The sequence below is a fragment of the Nonlabens sp. genome (assembly GCF_018401815.1).
Lineage (GTDB): Bacteria > Bacteroidota > Bacteroidia > Flavobacteriales > Flavobacteriaceae > Nonlabens.
Map to the genome: position 1 here is coordinate 811,532 of NZ_JAGYKG010000001.1, position 19,754 is coordinate 831,285.

Here is a 19,754-nt window from a genome sequence, read left to right on the forward strand (position 1 = left end):
AAATCCAGAACGCTATTTTGAATTTTAAAGCTACTTGTTAACCTATTTAAGCAGAATTAAATTAGAATGCTGAGGCCAAATAGCTTTCTAGAAGTATCTTTGCCCCATGAGCAGAGATGAGCAATTAAAAGACCGGTGGATGCGCACCGTAGCGTTTTTTCAATCCCGATTTGCAGATGGAGATGAAATGGATCTTGATGCGATTCTATTTATAATAGGGGTGCAAGAATTAGGACAATTGCATCGCAAATTCAAAAAAGATGAAAAATTACAACTCATGCATATAGCTATATGTCGAGTATTAGAACCGTATGGTTACTATGAATTCTCTCATTATGATGATGATAAATGGCCTCATTATGTAGTAAAAGAAAAATTACCTGCACTTAAAGCTGGAGAACAATCCTTATTGATGAAAGAAGCAATTGTCGAATATATGATAGTTAGTGAGGTTATCGATTAGAGCCTCTTCTTCTCCCGAGTGACCAAGACTACCGCAACAATAATTATTGCTGTTGCAATAACTTGCCAAATATTAAACAATTCCCCATCTAAAACCCCCCATGTCAATCCTATCACGGGCATTAAATAAGTAACAGAGCTAGCAAATACTGGAGAAGTCATTTGCACCAACTTATTGAACATCACTTTAGCCGCTACCGTTCCAAAAACACACAAGATAATGATATAAATAAAGCTTTGTTGAACTGCCGAGCTATCAAAATCAATGGAAGCACCATCTGCACTAAAAAAAACAATAGTTGCCAGAGGTACTATAAATACAAAATTACCGGTCGCAATAGCAAGGGGTTGGATGTTTTGCAGGTATCTTTTTATAATATTTACATTACTGGCATAACAAGTACAAGCAACGAGTATCAAGCCTGCAAAAAGATAGTTTTTTTCGGGATGGCTCTCCATACCTGCCAGGACTAATCCTATAGCTCCGACAAGACCAATGATAACCCCTATGAATTGGTTGCGTGAGAAAGAAATACCAAAAAACAGCGCTCCCATAATTAAGGTTATTAATGGAACGGTAGAATTAAGTATGGCGCTTATAGCGCTATCGATTTGGGTTTGCGCGTAGGCAAATAAAAAAGCTGGAAAAAATGTTCCTAATAATCCAGAAAGCGCTAGCCATCGCCAGTCCTTTCTTTGTGTAACAGCAAATGATTTCCAACCTATAGAAATAAGTATAGCCCCAGAAATCATGGTGCGTAAAGCCCCTAATTGCAGAGGTTGCAATACTAAGCTTCCGCTATCTTGACCTAATGCTTTTTTGATTAAGATGAAAGAAGAGCCCCAAATCAAGCTTAGAATAACGAGGTAAAGGTACTTTAACTTAGAGTTGTCCATAGGTTTAAAAAGCGCAAAGGTTACATTTTAAACCATGGTAAATGCAAGGATTTTAACAAAGTGTTGTAAATAATATTTATTCCTTCCACCTCAAGGTTTCCATCATTTTGACCATATCAGCTTTCACATAGTCTACTGCTGGAAGAATAGAGTCATAGTTTGGTTGTGTGTAAAAGTATAAGGAAGCTGTTAGAAAATGCTTGGTACTATCAGTGACATAAAATTGAGCGTTAGAAGCTGCATCACCTTCTATTTCATACATCATACCGTAAGCATTATTAAGCCTATTAGCAAAGGGAAAGTCTACAATAACATCAGCTTTTTGATTGTGCTCATAGGATAGTTTTTGTCCGTCGATAAGCAATTGTCTGAGATTGTTTTCTATGGGTCTATAGTTGAGATATACCGTTGCTTCCATGGCAGGATATTCAATCTTCATAGAACAATCGCTTTTAGAGCGTACTCGTGCATACTCATTTACTTTAAAAGAAAAGGGACAATTCATATCATCTGAACTCACATAATTCCCTTTTGGAAAATCAAGTGCTAACTGGCCACTAGGCTTGGGCAATACTTTTTGGTCATTACAACTGGAAATCCCAAAGACCACCAACATTACCAATAGAATTCTTAAGCTAGTGTACATTTTATTTGTTTAATGCGTTTCTTATCCATGACTTCTACTAAAAAGGTCATGTTGTGAAAAGGTATTTGATCTAATTTTCTAGGAAAGTGACCGGTTTGTTCTAGTAAAAATCCGGCAAGGGTCTCTGATTCTCCTTTGCCATTCTCAAATATGGAGATATCCTCTTCCTCTAAGTCTAAGACTCTATAGAAATCCTTTAATTGTGTTTTACCTTCAAAAACATAATTCTTATCGTCAAGCTTGGAATATATTAAATCTTCCTCGTCAAACTCATCACTGATATCTCCAACGATCTCTTCTATAATATCTTCTAATGAAATCAGACCGCTCGTGCCTCCATATTCATCCACCACTATAGCGATGTGCTTTTTCTTCTCTTGAAATTCTTGTAAAAGATCATCTAACTTTTTATTTTCAGGAACAAAGTAGGCTTCCCTGAGTAACTTTTTCCATTCATAATTTTTACGATCTATATAAGGCAACAGATCTTTAACATACAAGACCCCTGTAATTTGATCTATGCTTTCGTAATAACAGGGTATTCGGGAGTAACCATGCTCAATAACCTGAGGGATGATTTCTTTAAAAGGCAGGCTTTCATCAAGGGCAAAGACGTCAGTGCGATTGCGCATGACATTTTTGGTGTGCGTATTACCAAAGCTTACAATCCCTTGGAGCAGTTGTTGTTCTTCATCGGTAGTATCATTACCATCTGTAAGTTCCAACGCCTGTGATAATTGAGAAACTGTTATGTTGGACTTCTTACTTCCTAAACGGTCTTGTATTTGTAAGGTCACATAACGCATCGGTAGACTAATAAAACTAAATATTTTATCAAGAATATTTAGGGGTATCGCCATAAAACTGGAAAAAGTCTTTGGGTTTCGGTTAGCGTAAACCTTTGGGAAAATCTCACCAAACAATAAAATCAAAAAGGTTACAACGACAACTTCCATCACAAACCTAATATCTAGATCAAACTGAAAGCCAAAATCGATGGCGATAGGCTTCACTTTTTCCAACCAAGTGTCGCTGAGAATCCCAAAAATCAATACCGAAGTGATGTTGATTGTATTATTTGCAATTAAAATAGTGGCCAATAATTTTTTGGGCCTCTTCAGGAGTTTTTTAATAATGCTACGCCGGGGAAAGTCTTGGCTTTCATCCTCTAACTCTGTATTAGAAAGGCTGAAAAAAGCAACCTCTGCCCCGCTGATCAAGGCACTCCCTATAAGCAGTAGTATGAAAACTATTAAATACATCAATTGATCTCCACTGGAAATCATTAAAAGACTAAAAAAATGCGGTGAGTCAATATCCAATTAGAGTGAATTAATTCCTTTTAAATTAAAATGGTAAATCATCGTCTTCACTTACATTACCACTGTCTGTTTGAGGCTGGCTATACGAATTAGGCGATGTATCTTTTTGCTCTGGAGCTTGTTGATGTTTTTGAGTTTCAGGTGTAGAACCACTTTGTGGTGAACTACTAGTTGTCGAGGATTCATTTTTAGGAGTTAAAAAAGTAAACTCTTGTACTTGAATTTCCGTAGTATACCGTTGTTGTCCATCTTCTCCAGTCCACTGTCTATTTTTAATACGTCCTTCTACATAAATTTTATCCCCTCTTTTTAGATACTTTTCACAAACTTCAGCAGCTTTATTTCTTACAACACAATTGTGCCACTCTGTGTTGGAAACGCGTTCTCCTGTGCTGCGATTTACATACTCTTCATTTGTAGCTAGAGGAAATCTACCTATACAATTCCCCCCTTCAAAATATTTCATCTTTACTTCATCTCCTGTGTGACCTATCAAAATCACTTTATTAACAGTGCCTGCCATAATTTAATTTGTATTGAATTTATAGAAATAGTCTTTTGTACGGTATTTAAAAAAGCAACCAAAGATAAGAAAAACGCCCATATCGCTTGAACCTTAGCAGTCCTAATTTACAAAATACTTTTAGTTTCTTTGCCAGAATTTTTTCATAAATCGTTCTATTAAGACAGAAACAGGTTTTTGAAATGCTTCTTCAACAAGAACGGCAGTTTCAAGTTCTTCTTCTACCTTCACGACCCAAAAGTAAGCGTGAATCTTTCTATGAGATAGTTTATGAATAATGGGTTGTTGATTGTAGACGCTTTCGCGAAAGCGAGACTTTCCTACAACCTCTTTAAACACATCATGCCCAATAACTTCACTAGATAAAAGAGATCCATTTGCCTCTATGTAAGGAAACTCAAATAATCCTGCCCAAATATTACTGTTATCTCGCTGGTTCATAATTGTTTTTCCTGAGGGAGTTTGCACAACTACATAATGATGGTAAAGACTTTTTACTTTGGCTTTTTTTAATTTTACAGGCAAATCTCTTACGGTATCTTCTTGAAAAGCCACACAATCCAATTTAAAAGGACAAGAACTACAATCAGGATTTTTAGGGGTGCATTGCAATGCTCCAAACTCCATAATGGCTTGATTATGTGTAGCTGGCTCTTTTTTATTCAACAGTTTTGTAGCGAGCTCCTTGAACTGCTTTACTCCAGCAGGCACGTTAATAGGAGTAGAAATGCCATACAATCGAGACAATACTCGATACACATTACCATCCACTACAGGGACCACTTCATGAAAAGCAAAACTTGCAATAGCTGCTGCTGTATAATCTCCAACTCCTTTAAGCCTTAATAAATCCTTATAATTGTCTGGAAACTTTAGGTCGTCCTCCACTATTTGTAAAGCAGCTGCTTGTAAGTTTCTAGCCCTGGAATAATAGCCCAATCCTTGCCATAACTTCAGCACTTCATCTTGGGGCGCAGCAGCTAGTTTCTCTACTGTTGGATAGGTTTTAACAAAACTTTGATAGTAAGGTAGGCCTTGCTGAACCCTTGTTTGCTGTAGAATCACTTCACTTAACCAAATAAAATATGGGTTTTCTGTATCTCTCCAGGGCAGTACTCTTTTGTTAACTATATACCAATCAACAAGTTGTCTTGAAAAGTTCATAAAATGCGTGTATTTTGACCCCTGCAATATATATCTTCTTAAATTTTAATTGGTTAGGGATTTCATATTTAGTTTTTTAAGGTATATTTGCACGCTTATTAAATTTAACCCTAATTAAATTATATCTAACAAATGACTAAAGCAGATATCGTATCCAAAATTTCAGACAAACTGGGAATGGAGAAGACTGATGTGCAGGCAACTGTAGAATCTTTCATGAATGAAGTGAAAGAATCTCTTGAAACTGGAGAAAATGTATATTTAAGAGGTTTCGGTAGCTTTATAGTAAAGACTAGAGCTGAGAAGACTGGACGTAACATTTCAAAGAACACCACTATTAAAATCCCTGCCCACAATATACCAGCATTCAAACCAGCAAAAGTGTTTGTAGATGGAGTAAAATCAAACGTAAAAGTTAAGTAAAAAATATAAGAGATATGCCAAGCGGTAAAAAGAGAAAAAGACATAAGGTTGCAACGCACAAACGTAAAAAACGTCGTCGTGCTAATCGTCACAAAAAGAAAAAGTAGTCTAAGGCTACTTTTTGTATTTTAATAGTTCTTTGAAATAGGGTTGCAAATGACAACTCGTTTAACGTACAAGTACTAGATTGCTTGTACAATTTTAATTATAAACATACTTTACTATTTCTAATCGTTAGAAAAAGTGAGGTTATAAACATTACAGGAATTATGGATAAAGAAATTATTATCCGTTCCAGTGCTACAAAAATCGATTATGCGCTAACTAAAAATGGTAGACTAGTCGAATTACACAAAGATGAAGAAAAAACTAAGTTTGCGGTAAGTGACATATTCATTGCAAAGTCACGAAAGGTTCTTTCAGGGCTCAACGCTACATTTGTAGATGTAGGCTATGAAAAAGACGGGTTTTTACACTATCACGACCTCGGTGTAAAATACCTAACCCAACTTAAATTTACCAGACAAGTTTTGAGCGGTAGACGCAAAAATTTTGCACTTAAAGATATCAAATTTGAAAAAGATATAGAAAAACACGGTGCTATTGAAGATGCTATATCCCCTACACAACCCGTTCTTGTTCAAGTAGTTAAAGAACCTATTTCTACTAAAGGACCTCGCCTAAGTGCTGAGTTGTCTTTACCCGGTAGGTATGTCGTTCTCGTTCCTTTTTCTGACCGGATATCTATATCTCAAAAGATAGAAGATCGAGAAGAAAAAAGCAGACTAAAAAGACTTGTAAAAAGTATTAAACCTGAAGGATTTGGCGTTATTGTGCGCACCGTTGCTAAAGGTAAACTCGTAGCAGAGCTGGACCAAGATTTACAAAATCTTGTTGAAAAATGGGAAACCATGTGTAGTAAAATACACAAGGCACAATTCCCGACAAAGGTTATGACTGAAGTAAGTCGTACCAATTCCCTTATGAGAGATGTTTTTAATGATACGTACACTTCGATTGTCGTTGATGATGAAGAGGTGTTTCAAGAAATTAAAAACTATTTGAAAACTATTGCCCCACATAAAGAGTCCATTGTAAAATACCACAATCCGAGAACATCTGTTTTTGAAAAATTTGGTATCGAACGACAAATCAAAACATCATTTGGACGTACCGTTTCTATGAGTAAAGGTGCTTACCTTGTTATAGAACATACAGAAGCCATGCATGTTATAGACGTCAACTCTGGAAATAGATCTAATAAAGCCGACAGTCAGGAAGACACCGCACTAGAAACCAACATGATCTCTGCAACTGAGATTGCACGCCAGTTAAGGCTTAGAGATATGGGTGGAATCATTGTGGTCGATTTTATCGACATGCGCAAAGCAGAGAATCGCAAGAAACTTTACGAGCACATCAGAGATGAAATGGCAGATGACCGTGCAAAACACAAGATCCTTCCTCCTAGTAAATTTGGTTTGATCCAGATTACTAGACAGCGTGTAAGGCAAGAAGTAAATATCAAAACTCGTGAGGAAAATCCTGACGGAAAAAACGGAGAAGAGATACAAGCTCCAATTCTCGTCATTCAGGAAATTACCGAAACATTAGAACGACACCTTAAAGCTGGTGTAAAAAAGATAACGCTTAATGCACATCCTTTTATTGCCGCTTTTATAACTAAAGGTTATCCTTCTATTAGATCCAAGTGGTTCATGAACCACAAAAAATGGATCAAGGTAGTACCTAGAGATGCCTATACTTATCTAGAATACAATTTCAAAGATAAAGATGGTAACGATCTTACTTAAAAACACAAAACGCCTACAGGCTTTGATCTGTAGGCGTTTTTTTATGGAGTATTTTAAGGTTGTACATTTCCATTTCCCTAAGAAAATAGAAATTGATGCCTAATTTAATTCAGTGAGAAAGAAATAAGCATGTACCTTCCAAGATAGAACCGGTTGATCACAGGTGAATTTGGACACAATATTTTCTAAAATAATCAAATAGCCTCTTTAATAGCGTGTACCTTTGCAAAAAAAATTGAGTGCCATGGATGCTAAAACACCTTCACAGTCATTTACTACGGTTACCGATATGGTATTGCCTAGCGAGACCAATCCGTTGAATAATTTATTTGGCGGTGAGTTGCTGGCACGTATGGATCGCGCTGCAAGTATTGCTGCGAGACGTCATTCCAGGCGTATTGTGGTTACCGCATCTGTCAATCACGTAGCCTTTAATAGAATGGTACCTCTAGGTAGTGTGGTTACTATAGAAGCACAAGTCACCAGATCATTTAAGAGCTCCATGGAAGTTTATATGGACGTGTGGGTAGAAGATCGAGAAAGTGGCGAGCGCACCAAAGCAAACGAAGCCATCTACACTTTTGTGGCGGTAGACGATACTGGAAGACCTATTCAAATCGCTCCAATCACACCAGAAACCGAAATAGAAAAACAACGTTACGACGCGGCCTTAAGACGCAAACAACTCAGCCTTGTTCTTGCTGGAAAAATGAAAGCAAAAGATGCTACAGAATTGAAAGCACTTTTTGAATAGAAATTTTGAATTTCATAAAAATACCCGGTAGACAATAGGTTTTACCGGGTATTCGAAGTTTTTAGTTCCCCATTCTAGCATAGAAGTTTCCTACTACAGCTCGAACAAATATTTGTAGCTTATAATTTAGGCAAGAGGAAACAAATTTGGTTTTTTTGATATTCTATCCTCAACCCTTACTTTCTTGCAATCCATTGTGCTGGGTCCACCGTCTCTGTGTCTTGCATTAAGACAAATTTGAGCTCTGTCTCACCAGAGTTAGAGGTAAATATTTCTCCTATCCTATCTTTGGTCTTCACCCTATCTCCTTTTTCTACGCTTACTAATTTCAAATTGTCGTAAATAGAAGTGTAATTACCGTGTCGTATATGTACCGCTAGAATACCGTATTTACTCTTGGTAATACGGATCACCTCGCCTTCAAAAATAGCGCGCACTTTAGCCCCACTAGGACTTTGCAATCTCAACCCATTGGAATCTATAGTAAGAGATCGCACTACTGGATGTGGTTGTTTCCCATAACGCCTAGACACAAAACCTTCTTCCACTGGCCATGGCAACTTCCCTTTATTACTAATAAAATTATTAGCGAGTAGTTTAGCTTCTGGAGTTAGGAAGAATTTATTGGCAACGGCACCTGTTTTTCCTTTATTGGAAGCTTTGATATCTGCAGCGATTAAAGCTCTTAATTCTCGATCTATTTTATTGCGTTCTCTGGATTTCTCCTTGATGTCTGCGGCGTATTTCTTTTCATTTGCCTTTACCACGGCCAGTAAGTCTACTTGCTCTACTTTATCTGTTTTAAGCGCTGCTCGTTGTCTTTGATTGAGATCCAACACGCGAGTTTTCTCTTTTTTCTCATTTTCTAGTTCTATATTCTTATCTGCTAGTGCAGTTGACTTTAACAAAATCTCATCGGCTTGTTTTTTGCGATAGTTAGCATAAGACTGTAGGTATTGCACTCTTTTATAAGCTTGCAAAAAATCTTCAGAACTCAGTAAAAACATCAAGCGACTTTGATCGTTTTTAGATTTATAGGCTTTAACAATCATTTCAGCATATTCTGCTTTTAATGCTTTAATCTCCACTTCCAGTTTCTTAATCTCAGCAGCATTAGCTTTGATGTTTCTGGTAAGCGTATTGGCCTGTTTGTTGGTAAGATTAATGATCTCTTGCGTTCGCGATATTTTTTTATCAATGGTTTCCACGAGCAATACCATGGTTTTTTCTTCTTTTCTAACGTTCTTCAACAATCTATCGAACTGATTGATTTCTTGTTGAATTTTAGCTTTGCGTTCTTCTAGAGCAGCTTTTTCTGATTGCGCTTTCGCGAAAGCGAAACACAACAACAACAACAACAACAAATAAATATGCTTTTTCATCTACAATTGGAATGGGCTATAGCCTGATGGCATGTTAAACGGAAAGGTCATCTCTTGATCAAAGTCCACACTCTTTAGTTCCATTTCTACCTTAGAGACTCGGTCGCCTTGAAGGGCATCGATTTTAATTTCTGTAGGAATGATTTTTCCATCTACCATTTGATATTCTGGGTAATTTACCTTTAAAAAACTTCCTTCAGAAGGCTTAGAAATGGATTGTTCAGAAACTTTAAAATCTGTAGGTCGCAACTTAAAAATCTTAGCAATCACGGAAATTTGCTGAAACTGATATTCGTTATTTACAATAGCAAAATCCTTCTTACCCAAAGGTTCTACTGCCTGTCCCAACAGCAAATCTTCCAATTGCTGAAAGCTAATTTCTTCACCTAAAAAGTCGCTGATCAAGCTAAAGTCGCCATCAAAAGCTCTTTTATTTAACTTTTCGTAAAACTGAACTCGATCTGGTGTGATGTACACCTTTGCCGCTGTAATCCCAAAAAGCCCAGCGCTCATCCAGATTTGCTTGTCCTTTTCCATACGTAAATTTACCGTAAAGGATCGGGTGGTTATAGAATTGTCATAGCTTACAGAAAGCCGCGAACTCATGGTTTTAAAATCGGTACGTGCCGCTTCGTGGGCTTTTACCACTTTAGACTTTTTGGCTGTTGCCGTTGCATTATTTGCTGCTCGTTGTGTACTGGAGCAGCCTGCAAGTAATAAAAACAAAGCTATAGGGAGGTACTTTAAGTATTTCATTAGGTTTTTTTAGACAGTGCTTTAACTTTAGAACGCATAGTTGCCGCTTTAGTTGTTTCGTTTTTTTGATCGTAGCTCCATGCGAGTTGCTGATACATATCGCTTTCTAGCTTGGGCTCGTCGAGTAAGAAACTCAATCCAGTTTCTAACTGACTAATCGCCTTATCTGGTTCGTTAAGATGGTTATGTGCGACACCACTTAACAAATAAAGTAGGGCTTGTGCAGGGAAAATTTCCAATGCTCGGCCGGTGACTTCTAACGTCTTTTTATAGTCTTTAATGTCGATACTTAAAAGCGCTACTTTTTTGATCAAATCATAATTCTTATCGTCCAGCTCTAGTCCTTTTTCATAGAATGATACGGCTCTTGCAGCCTCTTTTCGCTTCAAATAATAATCTCCCAAAGCACTAAAAGCGTTTACATCTTCTACTTGATCTGCAAAGTCATCTATGGCATGTTGAATTTCTTCATCGTCTAAATCTGCGCCACCAGACTGTATGTAATCGTTGAGTACATTGATTTTAGTCTCTATATCAAACTGAGCCGACTCAAAAATTTTTTGCATGCTTTTGATTCCTTTAGATGTTTTACCATTTTCCAGATAAATCTTGTACAGTGCCAGTTGTGCTTTATCACTTTCAGGCAGATTCTTTTCCAGTGCCTCTGCAACTTCTTGAACTTTCTCTGTATTGTTTTTCTTACTGTAAAGGTAGATCAAGTTGACATAAGCTTTCTCATCTTTAGGGTTTGAAGCAATCGCTCGCTCTAAATCTTCGATGTTACCGTCTCTGGCTTCATTTATATCCAGGCGTGCTTGTATCTGTTCTTTTAACTGAGTGCGTCGTTCCTCTTCCCCTAGACGCCTATCTAGCTTCTCAATGATAGCTAGCGCTTCCTTGTTGTTGTTTGCTCTCGCATACTGATAAGGCAATAACTCCTCGTAATTCTCATTGATTTTTACGAGCTTTTCTAAAACGTTTAAGGATTTATCGTACTGCTTTTGCTTGTCATAGACATCGTATAAGGTTTCCAGCAGCCATTCTGTTTCACCTGCTATTTCTATGGCTCGAGTTATTTTTTGTTCTGCTTTCGCGAAAGCGTCACTCATCAAGTAGTTCTTACCCAATTCAAATTGCACTGCACCATTTTCTGGTTCTAACTTCTCACAAGCCTCTAAATATTGAATTGCCTTGTCGTGATTGCCAATCGCTTTTGCAGCTAGGGCATTGAAAAAATTATCTTTAAATGCGTCAGATACATCTCCCAAGTCGTCCACATTTACCTCATCAGAAAAGACTTCTTCTTGAGCAAAAATGGAGTTGCTCAAGAAAATCATCGCGATAAATGAGAATGTTTTAAATGACCTGTTCATGTGTCGTTATTTTCAAAAGTTGTACCAAATAGCCCTTACAATGATCTGTTAAATTAGGCGTTATTCCAACGTAGAATAATCTCCTATGCTTATTTTAGTATACTTCCCATTGTATTTTACGTGGCTTCCTATCATAGCCTCCTCTAAAATTGCATTTTTAATGATCGAGTTGTTCTGGATCAAGGAGTTGGTTATCGTACAATTTTCAATAATACTTCCTGCGCCTATAGACACATGAGGTCCTACGGTACTGTTTTTAAGTACCACACTACTGTCAATCACACAAGGCTGGATGATTTTAGAATCCTCTAAAATAGGTTGTGAGTTGATTTCTTCACTTCCATCCTTTTCCATAAAAGTCATGATGCGCTGGTTGGTTTCTATCGCAACATTCTTGTTACCACAGTCCATCCACTCGTCTACAGCACCTGTTTTAAAAATATTTCCAGAAGCCATCATCCTTTTGATACCATCATTGATCTGGTATTCGCCTCCGTTAACGATCTCGTTATCGATCACAAACTGAAGTTCTTTTTTAAGGTCTGCAATTTCTTTAAAATAATAGATCCCAATAACTGCCTGATCGCTCACAAATTGTGCAGGCTTTTCTACCAGTTCTACGATTTCTTCTTTGTCGTTTAATTTTACAACTCCATAAGCTTCAGGCTGGTCCACTTGTTTGGTCCAGATCACCGCATCTGCTGCTGGATCCAATTCAAAGCTAGCTCTGATAAGAGTGTCTGCATAAGCAACTACTGCTGGCCCTGAAAGAGATGGCTCGGCACACATGATGGCATGACCGGTGCCTAATGGCTGGAGTTGTCTGTAAATACTGGCTTTGGCGCCTAGGCCATTTGCCAGTTCTTCTAAGCTTTTTACTACATCATCTCCAAAAAATGCTGGATCTCCCAGTATAAAAGCAATTTCTTCTACTGGCTCTGAAAGAATACGTGCAATATCTTTTACCAATCGGTGAACGATGGGCTGATTTGCAATAGGGATTAATGGTTTAGGAACGGTAAGTGAGTGTGGGCGCAATCGTGAACCACGACCTGCCATAGGTACTATTATTTTCATTTTTCTATTGCTTAGTCTAGATTAATATTATTATCAGAACACCTCTTTTTGAAACGTTCTGGTTTATTTACTTCTTCAATCATATCGCATAACTACCGCATTAGCTTTTCTGCATCTGCTGTATATGGGGAGCCAGATTCTATATAAAGTGCTCTTGCGTCGATGGCTTTTTACCTCATCTTCAGTAAAAACCCTGTTCGACTCTTTTTGTTTTATTTTACTCCCGTACTTCCAAAACCACCTGCTCCTCTTTCTGTGCTGCTCAATTCTTCTACTTTATACCAGTCTGCACGCTCGTGTTTTGCGATTACTAGTTGCGCGATACGTTCTCCGTCTTCTACGGTAAAGGCCTCGTTTGATAAGTTCACTAATATGACTCCTATTTCTCCTCTATAATCTGCATCTATAGTTCCAGGCGCATTGAGTACCGTAACCCCTTTTTTGGCAGCCAGACCACTTCTAGGTCTTACTTGAGCTTCCGTTCCTATAGGAAGTTCTATAAATAGCCCTGTTTTTATAATGGCTCGTTCTAGCGGTTGTAAAGTTATGGCTGTTTCAATACTTGCTCGTAAATCCATTCCTGCACTTGCCTCGGTTTCATAATGAGGTAATGCGTGCGCCGATTTATTTATGATCTTAATAGTCATTTTCTTTTGATGATTTTATAAATGATTTCTTTTTCGCGTAAGCTCACTACTGCTATAATTATAAGTGTCATTAAAGCTCCTACAAGATAGGTTTGCCAGCTTTCTATACCAAATCCCTCTCTTACACTATAGAAAAATACCAATGATAAGCTGATCGATAAAGTTAAGTATAGTAAAATATTTTTAACCTCATAAGGAACCGCAAGGTGTTTCCTTCCTATCAAATAAGAAACAACCATCATCAAAGCATAGGCAGCACAAGTCGCATAAGCACTCGCCATATAACCTATATGCGGAATCAATAGTACATTCACTAGAATGGTAAGTACTGCTGCGGTAATAGAAATATAAGCACCATACCTGGTTTTATCTTGGATTTTATACCAGACAGAAAGGGTTTGATAAATCCCTGAAAAGAAATAAGCGATAAGAATCAATGGTACCACTTCCATAGCAGTTTCAAAGCCGTCTTTAACAATATAAGGCCTTATTAAATCTACCAAAACCACATAAGCCATCAAGGCCACTGATCCAAAAGCAACAAAGGCCTTGGTAATCAACGCATATTGTTGTGTCGCATTTTGATCTCCTGACTGACTAAAGAAAAAAGGTTCGACTCCTAATCTAAAGGCTTGTGCGTACAACGTCATTCCTACCGCAAGTCGGTATCCAGCAGTGTATACTCCTACAATCCCTTCTGCCTCTTCTTCGCCTACTGGCAGTAATTTTTGAAGCAATATTTTATCCACAGTTTCATTAATGGCAAAAGCAAATCCAGCCAAAAGAATAGGCCAGCCATAAGTAAACATCTTCTTCCATAGTTCTATATCAAATTCCCATGTCATAAAATAGGGTTTGATCACAATTAGAAACGTGATAAAGCTGGCTGCCAGGAAGGCGATGAAAAAGAGCTCAATTCTATCTTCTGGAAGAAAGCGTTCTATTGCAGGGAAATATTTCAATGCTGTAAAAAACAAAAAACTGGTTCCTACAGAAACAACTACGTTGAATAATTTAATCAACGCATAGCTGGTCGATTTTCCCTGTACACGCATATAGGCAAACGGAATAACCATTAAAGTATCAAATACGATAATGGCAATGACCCATTTCCAATATTGAGCAGATAATTCTGTTGCTACTTCTATTTGATCTATAAACAAATAGGCCGCTGCTCCAAATACAATAGTGGTAACCAATAATGATATTAACGCAGTACTGAGTGTTTTCACTTTTGTGGAAGCATCATTATAAAACCTAAAGAATGCTGTTTCCATACCATAAGTAAGGATAACGTTTGCAAAAATGATGTAAGAAAAAATGATGGAAACCTCACCAAATTCTACTTTTCCTGGTAAGTACTCGGTCAGTAATTTAGTTAATAAAACCGTCAGCAAACGAGGCAATACCGTGGCTAGCCCGTAGATAAAGGTATTCTTAAAAAGATTTTTTATGGAACTCAAAAACGCGCTTTATTTTAATGAACTCATTTGCTTTCAAATGTACGATTATGTATGGATTTTCAAGTGTCTTTAATAAGGAAGCCCGCTATAATAAATCTTGACCTAAATACCAATATCACAGCTACTGTTTCTACCGTAGGCAGGGCAAAAAATTTCGTTCACAGGTTTTAGAAAGTGAGCCTTCGACCTGTGGTAACAATTATAAACTCCTTGATATAGCGGTCAAGTGAGTACCTTCAATCAATGCATACTTAGTTAATAGCAGGTCTTCTCAATAGAGATAAGGCGATCTCCTTATCTGCTTGCTGAAATTTAATTATCCCCGCCTTGTGGTGGTGCACTAGGGTAAGCAATGCTTTCCTTTTGGGTGATACCTTCCAGTTTTACCAGTTTTGTTTTTCCGTCTACTTCAAAAGCAATTACCGCTTCATTTTTAAGTAATTTAATGGGCAATCCCTCCATTTGAGGTGCTTCATTACCGTATTCGTTTTTAGGATCCAAACTCATCTCCCTGTCCGTATTTGGAAAACTAAAGCGAGTGACTAACATTTGCTTATCGTTTGAAGTAAAGCTCGCACTGTGATTCTCCATACCACGAAAGTAAACCGATTCTAACTGATGTCCTTCTATAACTGAAGTGGGAAAATAAAGGCTTACCCCACTTCCAGAACCTGGTGCGCCCCCAGTCCATTCTTTATAATAAGGCTGCTCTCCTGCTTTAAAATCAGCGCTGGACAAGGTTTTGGAGATTTTTTGAGAGCTACAAGAACTGAAAATAATTGCTATAAATAACGTGAGGTATTTCATGAGGTATTTTATTTGATGAATTCAACAAATATGCCGAATTATAAAGATAGCGTTTTGATAGGTTTCTCAATAGAGTTTACGTTCTCATCTCCTTAGAAAGCTGAAAACTCCTCTTTTATTACCAACGACAATCTTCCTTAAGCCAAGAGAAGTGACAGCGCGGAAAAAGGTTGGAGAACATACTCTTACCAACTATTCAAAATCTTAGCCGCGGCAATAATCTCTTCATCTTTCTTTGCAAAGCAAAAACGCAACATTTTAGGATCCTTTCCATTCATAAAAACAGAAATTGGAATGCTGGCTATTTTATGTTCCACGGTCAGTCTTTTAGCAAAATCCACATCTTGCTCCTCAGTAATTGCACTGTAATCCAATAACTGAAAATAAGAGCCGTGAGCAGGTGTAAAAGCAAACTTGCTATCCTTTATTAAATTTAAGAAAAGATCGCGTTTGCGCTGATAAAAAGCACCTAATTCTCGATATCTATGGGGTTCTTGAATGTAATCGGCTATGGCATCTTGTACGGGATGATTCACACAATAAACCATGTATTGATGTACTTTATAAAACTCTTTCATTAAATGTTGAGGCGCGAGGCAATAGCCACTTTTCCATCCGGTAACATGAAAGGTTTTTCCAAAACTCCCGGTTATAAAACTGCGATCACGCAAGCCTTCATATCTTGCAGCACTGAGATGTTCTCTTCCGTCAAAAGAAATATGTTCATAGACCTCATCGCTTAACAACAACAAGTTATTGTTTACTACTATTTTCTCTAACTCCACCATATCCTCATGTGTCAACATGTTACCACTAGGATTGTGAGGGGTATTGATCACCATCATTTTGGTTTTAGAAGTGATTTTATCACGCACTTCTTGCCAGTCTATCCTAAAGTCTGGCAGTGTCATCGCTATAGGGACTGCTTTTCCGCCAGCGAGTTGAATGGCTGGTTCATAGCAATCATAAGCTGGGGTAAACAGGATCACTTCGTCACCAGAATGTACCATTGCTTGTAGGGCACAAAAAATTGCTTGAGTCGCTCCTGCAGTTATACAAATTTCATTTTCTGGATGATAAAAAGCATGGTGCTGTTGTTGCGTCATGTTAGAAATCCCAACGCGTAATGACATCAGTCCTGGCATGGGCGCATATTGATTTTTATTCTCTTGAATCGCCTTTACTACCAAGTCTTTTAAAATAGGGTCTGCTGGAAAATTAGGAAATCCTTGAGAGAGGTTGAGCGCATTATGCTCATGCGCGAGCCTGCTCATAGTTGTAAAAATGGAGTCGGTGACCTTAGGAAGCTTTGAAATCATGCCAGTAAATTACAAAATAGCTTGATATATTAAGAACATTAAAGCCACTATTCGAGCATAAAAAATCCCTCTTCAGTTAACTAAAGAGGGATTTTTAAAATTCTATTAGGAACAACTATCCTAAAGTTTCTGCTTTTAAATACTCGCGGTTCATACGAGCAATGTTTTCTAATTTAATTCCTTTAGGACACTCGATCATACAAGCTCCTGTATTGGTACAGTTACCAAAACCTTCAATATCCATTTGGCGTACCATGTTCATCACACGATCAGTAGCCTCTATCTCACCTTGTGGTAACAAAGCGTATTGAGAAACCTTAGCGCTGGTAAATAACATAGCACTCGCATTCTTACATGCCGCAACACAAGCTCCACAACCTATACAAGTTGCTGAGTGAAATGCCTCATCTGCGTCGGCTTTCTTAATCGGAATTGAGTTGGCATCTTGAGTATTACCTGAGGTATTCACCGATACATAAGCACCAGCCTGCTGGATTCTATCAAAAGAAGATCGATCGACAATTAAATCTTTGATCACTGGAAAAGCGGCTGCTCTCCATGGCTCAATAGTAATGGTATCTCCATCATTAAACTTTCTCATATGCAATTGACAAGTAGTTGTCAATTTTTGCGGTCCGTGAGGTTGTCCATTAATCATCATGTTACAAGATCCACAGATTCCTTCACGACAGTCGTGATCAAATTCTACGGGAACTTCTCCTTGATTGATCAAATTCTCATTTAAGATATCCATCATCTCAAGGAAAGACATATCACCATCTATACCATCAAGTGGATAAGTAACCATTTTTCCTTTGGCTTCAGGACCAGCCTGTCTCCATATTTTTAAAGTAAGTTTCATACTTTTTATATTTAGTTCGTTCTGCTTTCGCGAAAGCGGAACATTTAAAATTCAATTATTTATAACTACGAGTCTTCAATTCCACATTTTCAAAGACCAATTCTTCTTTGTGCAATTTAGCATCACGAGGGTTCTCATTATATTCCCAAGCACTCACGTAAGCATAGTTCACATCATCACGCAATGCTTCACCATCTGCGGTTTGATATTCCTCACGGAAGTGACCACCACAACTTTCGTTTCTTTCAAGTGCATCTTTTGCAAACAATTCTCCCAATTCAAGGAAGTCGGCAACTCGGCCAGCTTTCTCTAGCTCTTGGTTTTTAGTATCTGCTGTTCCTGGAACTTTTACATTCTTCCAGAAATCTGCTCTCAACTCCGCGATTTCATCCATGGCTGCTTGTAAGTCTGTCGCATTACGAGACATACCACATTTATTCCACATGATCAAACCTAATTTCTTATGGTAGTAATCTACAGAATGAGTTCCTGCACCATTCATCAATTTCTCGATGCGGGCACGTGTATCCTTTTCTGCTTGATCAAACTCAGCTGTTTCTGTAGAAATAGCTCCAGTTCCAATTTCGTCTGCTAGGTAATCACCAATGGTATAGGGTAAAACAAAGTATCCATCAGCTAGACCTTGCATTAAAGCGCTTGCTCCTAAACGGTTAGCACCGTGATCAGAGAAATTTGCTTCGCCAGCTGCAAAACATCCAGGTATGGAGGTTTGTAGGTTATAATCTACCCAAAGTCCGCCCATGGTATAGTGCACTGCTGGAAAAATTTTCATAGGTACCTCATATGGATTTTCATCTGCGATATTACGGTACATATCAAAGAGGTTTCCGTATTTCTTCTCGATCACTTTCTTACCTAAGGCGATCATTTCTTCTTTGCTAGCATCCTTTTGACCGTGTGTTAGGGCCTCTATTTTTCCATATCGTAAGAATGACGCTTCAAAGTCTAGATAAACCGCATTACCTGTTTTATTAACACCATAACCGGCATCACAACGCTCTTTTGCAGCTCGGGATGCGACATCACGTGGCACCAAGTTACCAAATGCAGGATACCTTCTTTCTAAGTAATAATCTCTATCTTCTTCTTTAAGGTTGACACCTTTCAACTTCCCTTCACGTATAGCTTTTGCGTCTTCTAAGTTTTTAGGAACCCAAATACGTCCATCATTACGTAAAGACTCCGACATTAATGTCAGCTTAGACTGATGTTCTCCAGAAACTGGAATACAAGTTGGGTGAATTTGTGTATAACATGGGTTTGCGAAATAAGCACCACGACGGTGTGTTCTCCACGCAGCCATTACGTTACTTCCCATAGCGTTTGTAGAAAGGAAAAATACATTGCCATAACCCCCAGAGGCAATCACTACGGCATGAGCTCCATGTCTTTCTATCTCACCGGTAACTAAGTTACGGGCAATAATACCACGTGCTTTACCGTCCACCTTAACAAGATCTAACATCTCATGACGGTTAAACGGAGTTACTTTACCACGGTTGATCTGTCTGTTTAAAGCAGAATATGCTCCTAGCAATAACTGCTGTCCAGTTTGACCTGCAGCATAAAAAGTTCTTGAAACAAGTACACCACCAAAAGAACGGTTGTCTAACAATCCACCATACTCACGAGCAAAAGGAACTCCTTGTGCCACGCACTGGTCGATAATGTTAGAAGAAACTTCAGCAAGTCTATGAACGTTTGCTTCACGAGATCTATAGTCCCCTCCCTTTATGGTATCGTAAAACAGGCGGTAATTAGAATCTCCATCTCCTTGATAGTTTTTGGCAGCGTTAATTCCTCCTTGTGCAGCAATGGAATGCGCACGACGCGGAGAATCATTATAACAAAATGTCTTTACATTGTAACCTAGTTCAGCAAGAGTGGCTGCAGCAGATCCACCTGCCAATCCAGTTCCCACAACAATAACATCTATGTTACGTTTGTTTACTGGGTTGACCAGATTAATGTGATTTTTATGATTGACCCACTTCTCTGCAAGAGGTCCTTTAGGTACTTTAGAATCTAATACTGACATAATT

19 protein-coding genes are annotated in these 19,754 nt (G+C 38.1%); 4 read left to right on the top strand and 15 right to left on the bottom strand.

What is annotated here, in order from left to right; genetic code table 11:
• The first annotated feature begins 106 nt into the window (after positions 1-106).
• The gene (locus KG732_RS03625; RefSeq protein ID WP_213521008.1) at positions 107-463 is read left to right on the top strand and encodes a hypothetical protein; all 357 of its coding nucleotides are present in this window, start codon (positions 107-109) and stop codon (positions 461-463) included.
• On the opposite strand, the gene KG732_RS03630 is transcribed toward KG732_RS03625, so the two are convergent.
• The 5 genes from KG732_RS03630 to mutY all read right to left on the bottom strand — a co-directional run bounded on the left by KG732_RS03630 (position 460) and on the right by mutY (position 5,014).
• A complete protein-coding gene (locus tag KG732_RS03630; protein ID WP_213521009.1) occupies positions 460-1,359 on the bottom strand; it encodes an EamA family transporter in 900 nt (299 codons plus the stop codon). The genes KG732_RS03625 and KG732_RS03630 overlap by 4 nt on opposite strands.
• Positions 1,360-1,435: 76 nt before the next feature.
• A complete protein-coding gene (gene gldD, locus KG732_RS03635) occupies positions 1,436-2,005 on the bottom strand; it encodes a gliding motility lipoprotein GldD (protein WP_213521010.1) in 570 nt (189 codons plus the stop codon).
• Complete coding sequence (locus KG732_RS03640) at positions 1,990-3,291, bottom strand: gliding motility-associated protein GldE (protein ID WP_213521247.1); 1,302 nt, start codon at positions 3,289-3,291, stop codon at positions 1,990-1,992. The genes gldD and KG732_RS03640 overlap by 16 nt, the downstream gene beginning before the upstream one ends.
• Before the next feature lie 61 nt (positions 3,292-3,352).
• Positions 3,353-3,850, bottom strand: coding sequence for a single-stranded DNA-binding protein (locus KG732_RS03645; RefSeq protein ID WP_213521011.1), 498 nt, complete (start codon positions 3,848-3,850; stop codon positions 3,353-3,355).
• 120 nt (positions 3,851-3,970) lie between these two features.
• The gene (mutY, locus tag KG732_RS03650) at positions 3,971-5,014 is read right to left on the bottom strand and encodes an A/G-specific adenine glycosylase (RefSeq protein ID WP_213521012.1); all 1,044 of its coding nucleotides are present in this window, start codon (positions 5,012-5,014) and stop codon (positions 3,971-3,973) included.
• A gap of 132 nt (positions 5,015-5,146) precedes the next feature.
• On the opposite strand from mutY, the gene KG732_RS03655 reads away from it, so the two are divergent.
• From KG732_RS03655 to KG732_RS03665, 3 genes are all read left to right on the top strand, one after another.
• The gene (locus KG732_RS03655; protein WP_213521013.1) at positions 5,147-5,437 is read left to right on the top strand and encodes an HU family DNA-binding protein; all 291 of its coding nucleotides are present in this window, start codon (positions 5,147-5,149) and stop codon (positions 5,435-5,437) included.
• Positions 5,438-5,706: 269 nt separating this feature from the next.
• Positions 5,707-7,251: a ribonuclease E/G gene (locus tag KG732_RS03660; protein WP_213521014.1), complete on the top strand. Its 1,545-nt coding sequence runs from the start codon at positions 5,707-5,709 to the stop codon at positions 7,249-7,251.
• 244 nt (positions 7,252-7,495) lie between these two features.
• Positions 7,496-8,005, top strand: a complete 510-nt coding sequence (locus tag KG732_RS03665) for an acyl-CoA thioesterase (protein ID WP_213521015.1) — start codon at positions 7,496-7,498, stop codon at positions 8,003-8,005.
• A gap of 176 nt (positions 8,006-8,181) precedes the next feature.
• Here the strand turns inward: KG732_RS03665 and KG732_RS03670 are convergent, their stop codons facing one another.
• The 10 genes from KG732_RS03670 to KG732_RS03715 form a co-directional block, all read right to left on the bottom strand.
• On the bottom strand, positions 8,182-9,387 hold the full coding sequence (locus KG732_RS03670) for a peptidoglycan DD-metalloendopeptidase family protein (RefSeq protein WP_213521016.1): 1,206 nt from the start codon (positions 9,385-9,387) through the stop codon (positions 8,182-8,184).
• On the bottom strand, positions 9,388-10,143 hold the full coding sequence (locus tag KG732_RS03675) for a DUF4292 domain-containing protein (protein WP_213521017.1): 756 nt from the start codon (positions 10,141-10,143) through the stop codon (positions 9,388-9,390).
• A complete protein-coding gene (locus KG732_RS03680) occupies positions 10,143-11,516 on the bottom strand; it encodes a tetratricopeptide repeat protein (RefSeq protein ID WP_213521018.1) in 1,374 nt (457 codons plus the stop codon). Before KG732_RS03680 ends, KG732_RS03675 begins: the two co-directional genes overlap by 1 nt.
• Positions 11,517-11,576: 60 nt before the next feature.
• Entirely contained in the window at positions 11,577-12,593 is a 1,017-nt protein-coding gene (locus KG732_RS03685; RefSeq protein WP_213521019.1) for a sugar nucleotidyltransferase, read from the bottom strand.
• A 212-nt stretch (positions 12,594-12,805) separates the two neighbouring features.
• Entirely contained in the window at positions 12,806-13,240 is a 435-nt protein-coding gene (gene dut, locus KG732_RS03690; protein ID WP_213521020.1) for a dUTP diphosphatase, read from the bottom strand.
• A complete protein-coding gene (locus KG732_RS03695; protein ID WP_213521021.1) occupies positions 13,237-14,703 on the bottom strand; it encodes a lipopolysaccharide biosynthesis protein in 1,467 nt (488 codons plus the stop codon). Before KG732_RS03695 ends, dut begins: the two co-directional genes overlap by 4 nt.
• 312 nt (positions 14,704-15,015) lie before the next feature.
• Entirely contained in the window at positions 15,016-15,510 is a 495-nt protein-coding gene (locus KG732_RS03700) for a hypothetical protein (protein WP_213521022.1), read from the bottom strand.
• 185 nt (positions 15,511-15,695) lie between these two features.
• A complete protein-coding gene (locus KG732_RS03705; protein WP_213521024.1) occupies positions 15,696-16,829 on the bottom strand; it encodes a methionine aminotransferase in 1,134 nt (377 codons plus the stop codon).
• A gap of 115 nt (positions 16,830-16,944) precedes the next feature.
• Entirely contained in the window at positions 16,945-17,691 is a 747-nt protein-coding gene (locus KG732_RS03710; RefSeq protein WP_213521025.1) for a succinate dehydrogenase/fumarate reductase iron-sulfur subunit, read from the bottom strand.
• A gap of 55 nt (positions 17,692-17,746) precedes the next feature.
• Complete coding sequence (locus tag KG732_RS03715; RefSeq protein ID WP_213521026.1) at positions 17,747-19,750, bottom strand: fumarate reductase/succinate dehydrogenase flavoprotein subunit; 2,004 nt, start codon at positions 19,748-19,750, stop codon at positions 17,747-17,749.
• Between the last annotated feature and the right edge of the window lie 4 nt (positions 19,751-19,754).

Excerpts from the sequence above, each read along its gene's own strand:
- KG732_RS03670 (WP_213521016.1), bottom strand. The coding sequence starts at position 9,387 with ATGAAAAAGCATATTTATTTGTTGTTGTTGTTGTTGTTGTGTTTCGCT.
- gldD (WP_213521010.1), bottom strand. The coding sequence starts at position 2,005 with ATGTACACTAGCTTAAGAATTCTATTGGTAATGTTGGTGGTCTTTGGG.
- KG732_RS03680 (WP_213521018.1), bottom strand. The coding sequence starts at position 11,516 with ATGAACAGGTCATTTAAAACATTCTCATTTATCGCGATGATTTTCTTG.
- KG732_RS03655 (WP_213521013.1), top strand. The coding sequence starts at position 5,147 with ATGACTAAAGCAGATATCGTATCCAAAATTTCAGACAAACTGGGAATG.
- KG732_RS03700 (WP_213521022.1), bottom strand. The coding sequence starts at position 15,510 with ATGAAATACCTCACGTTATTTATAGCAATTATTTTCAGTTCTTGTAGC.
- KG732_RS03660 (WP_213521014.1), top strand. The coding sequence starts at position 5,707 with ATGGATAAAGAAATTATTATCCGTTCCAGTGCTACAAAAATCGATTAT.
- KG732_RS03640 (WP_213521247.1), bottom strand. The coding sequence starts at position 3,291 with ATGATTTCCAGTGGAGATCAATTGATGTATTTAATAGTTTTCATACTA.
- KG732_RS03675 (WP_213521017.1), bottom strand. The coding sequence starts at position 10,143 with ATGAAATACTTAAAGTACCTCCCTATAGCTTTGTTTTTATTACTTGCA.
- KG732_RS03710 (WP_213521025.1), bottom strand. The coding sequence starts at position 17,691 with ATGAAACTTACTTTAAAAATATGGAGACAGGCTGGTCCTGAAGCCAAA.
- KG732_RS03715 (WP_213521026.1), bottom strand. The coding sequence starts at position 19,750 with ATGTCAGTATTAGATTCTAAAGTACCTAAAGGACCTCTTGCAGAGAAG.
- KG732_RS03685 (WP_213521019.1), bottom strand. The coding sequence starts at position 12,593 with ATGAAAATAATAGTACCTATGGCAGGTCGTGGTTCACGATTGCGCCCA.
- KG732_RS03630 (WP_213521009.1), bottom strand. The coding sequence starts at position 1,359 with ATGGACAACTCTAAGTTAAAGTACCTTTACCTCGTTATTCTAAGCTTG.
- KG732_RS03645 (WP_213521011.1), bottom strand. The coding sequence starts at position 3,850 with ATGGCAGGCACTGTTAATAAAGTGATTTTGATAGGTCACACAGGAGAT.
- KG732_RS03665 (WP_213521015.1), top strand. The coding sequence starts at position 7,496 with ATGGATGCTAAAACACCTTCACAGTCATTTACTACGGTTACCGATATG.
- dut (WP_213521020.1), bottom strand. The coding sequence starts at position 13,240 with ATGACTATTAAGATCATAAATAAATCGGCGCACGCATTACCTCATTAT.
- KG732_RS03705 (WP_213521024.1), bottom strand. The coding sequence starts at position 16,829 with ATGATTTCAAAGCTTCCTAAGGTCACCGACTCCATTTTTACAACTATG.
- KG732_RS03625 (WP_213521008.1), top strand. The coding sequence starts at position 107 with ATGAGCAGAGATGAGCAATTAAAAGACCGGTGGATGCGCACCGTAGCG.
- mutY (WP_213521012.1), bottom strand. The coding sequence starts at position 5,014 with ATGAACTTTTCAAGACAACTTGTTGATTGGTATATAGTTAACAAAAGA.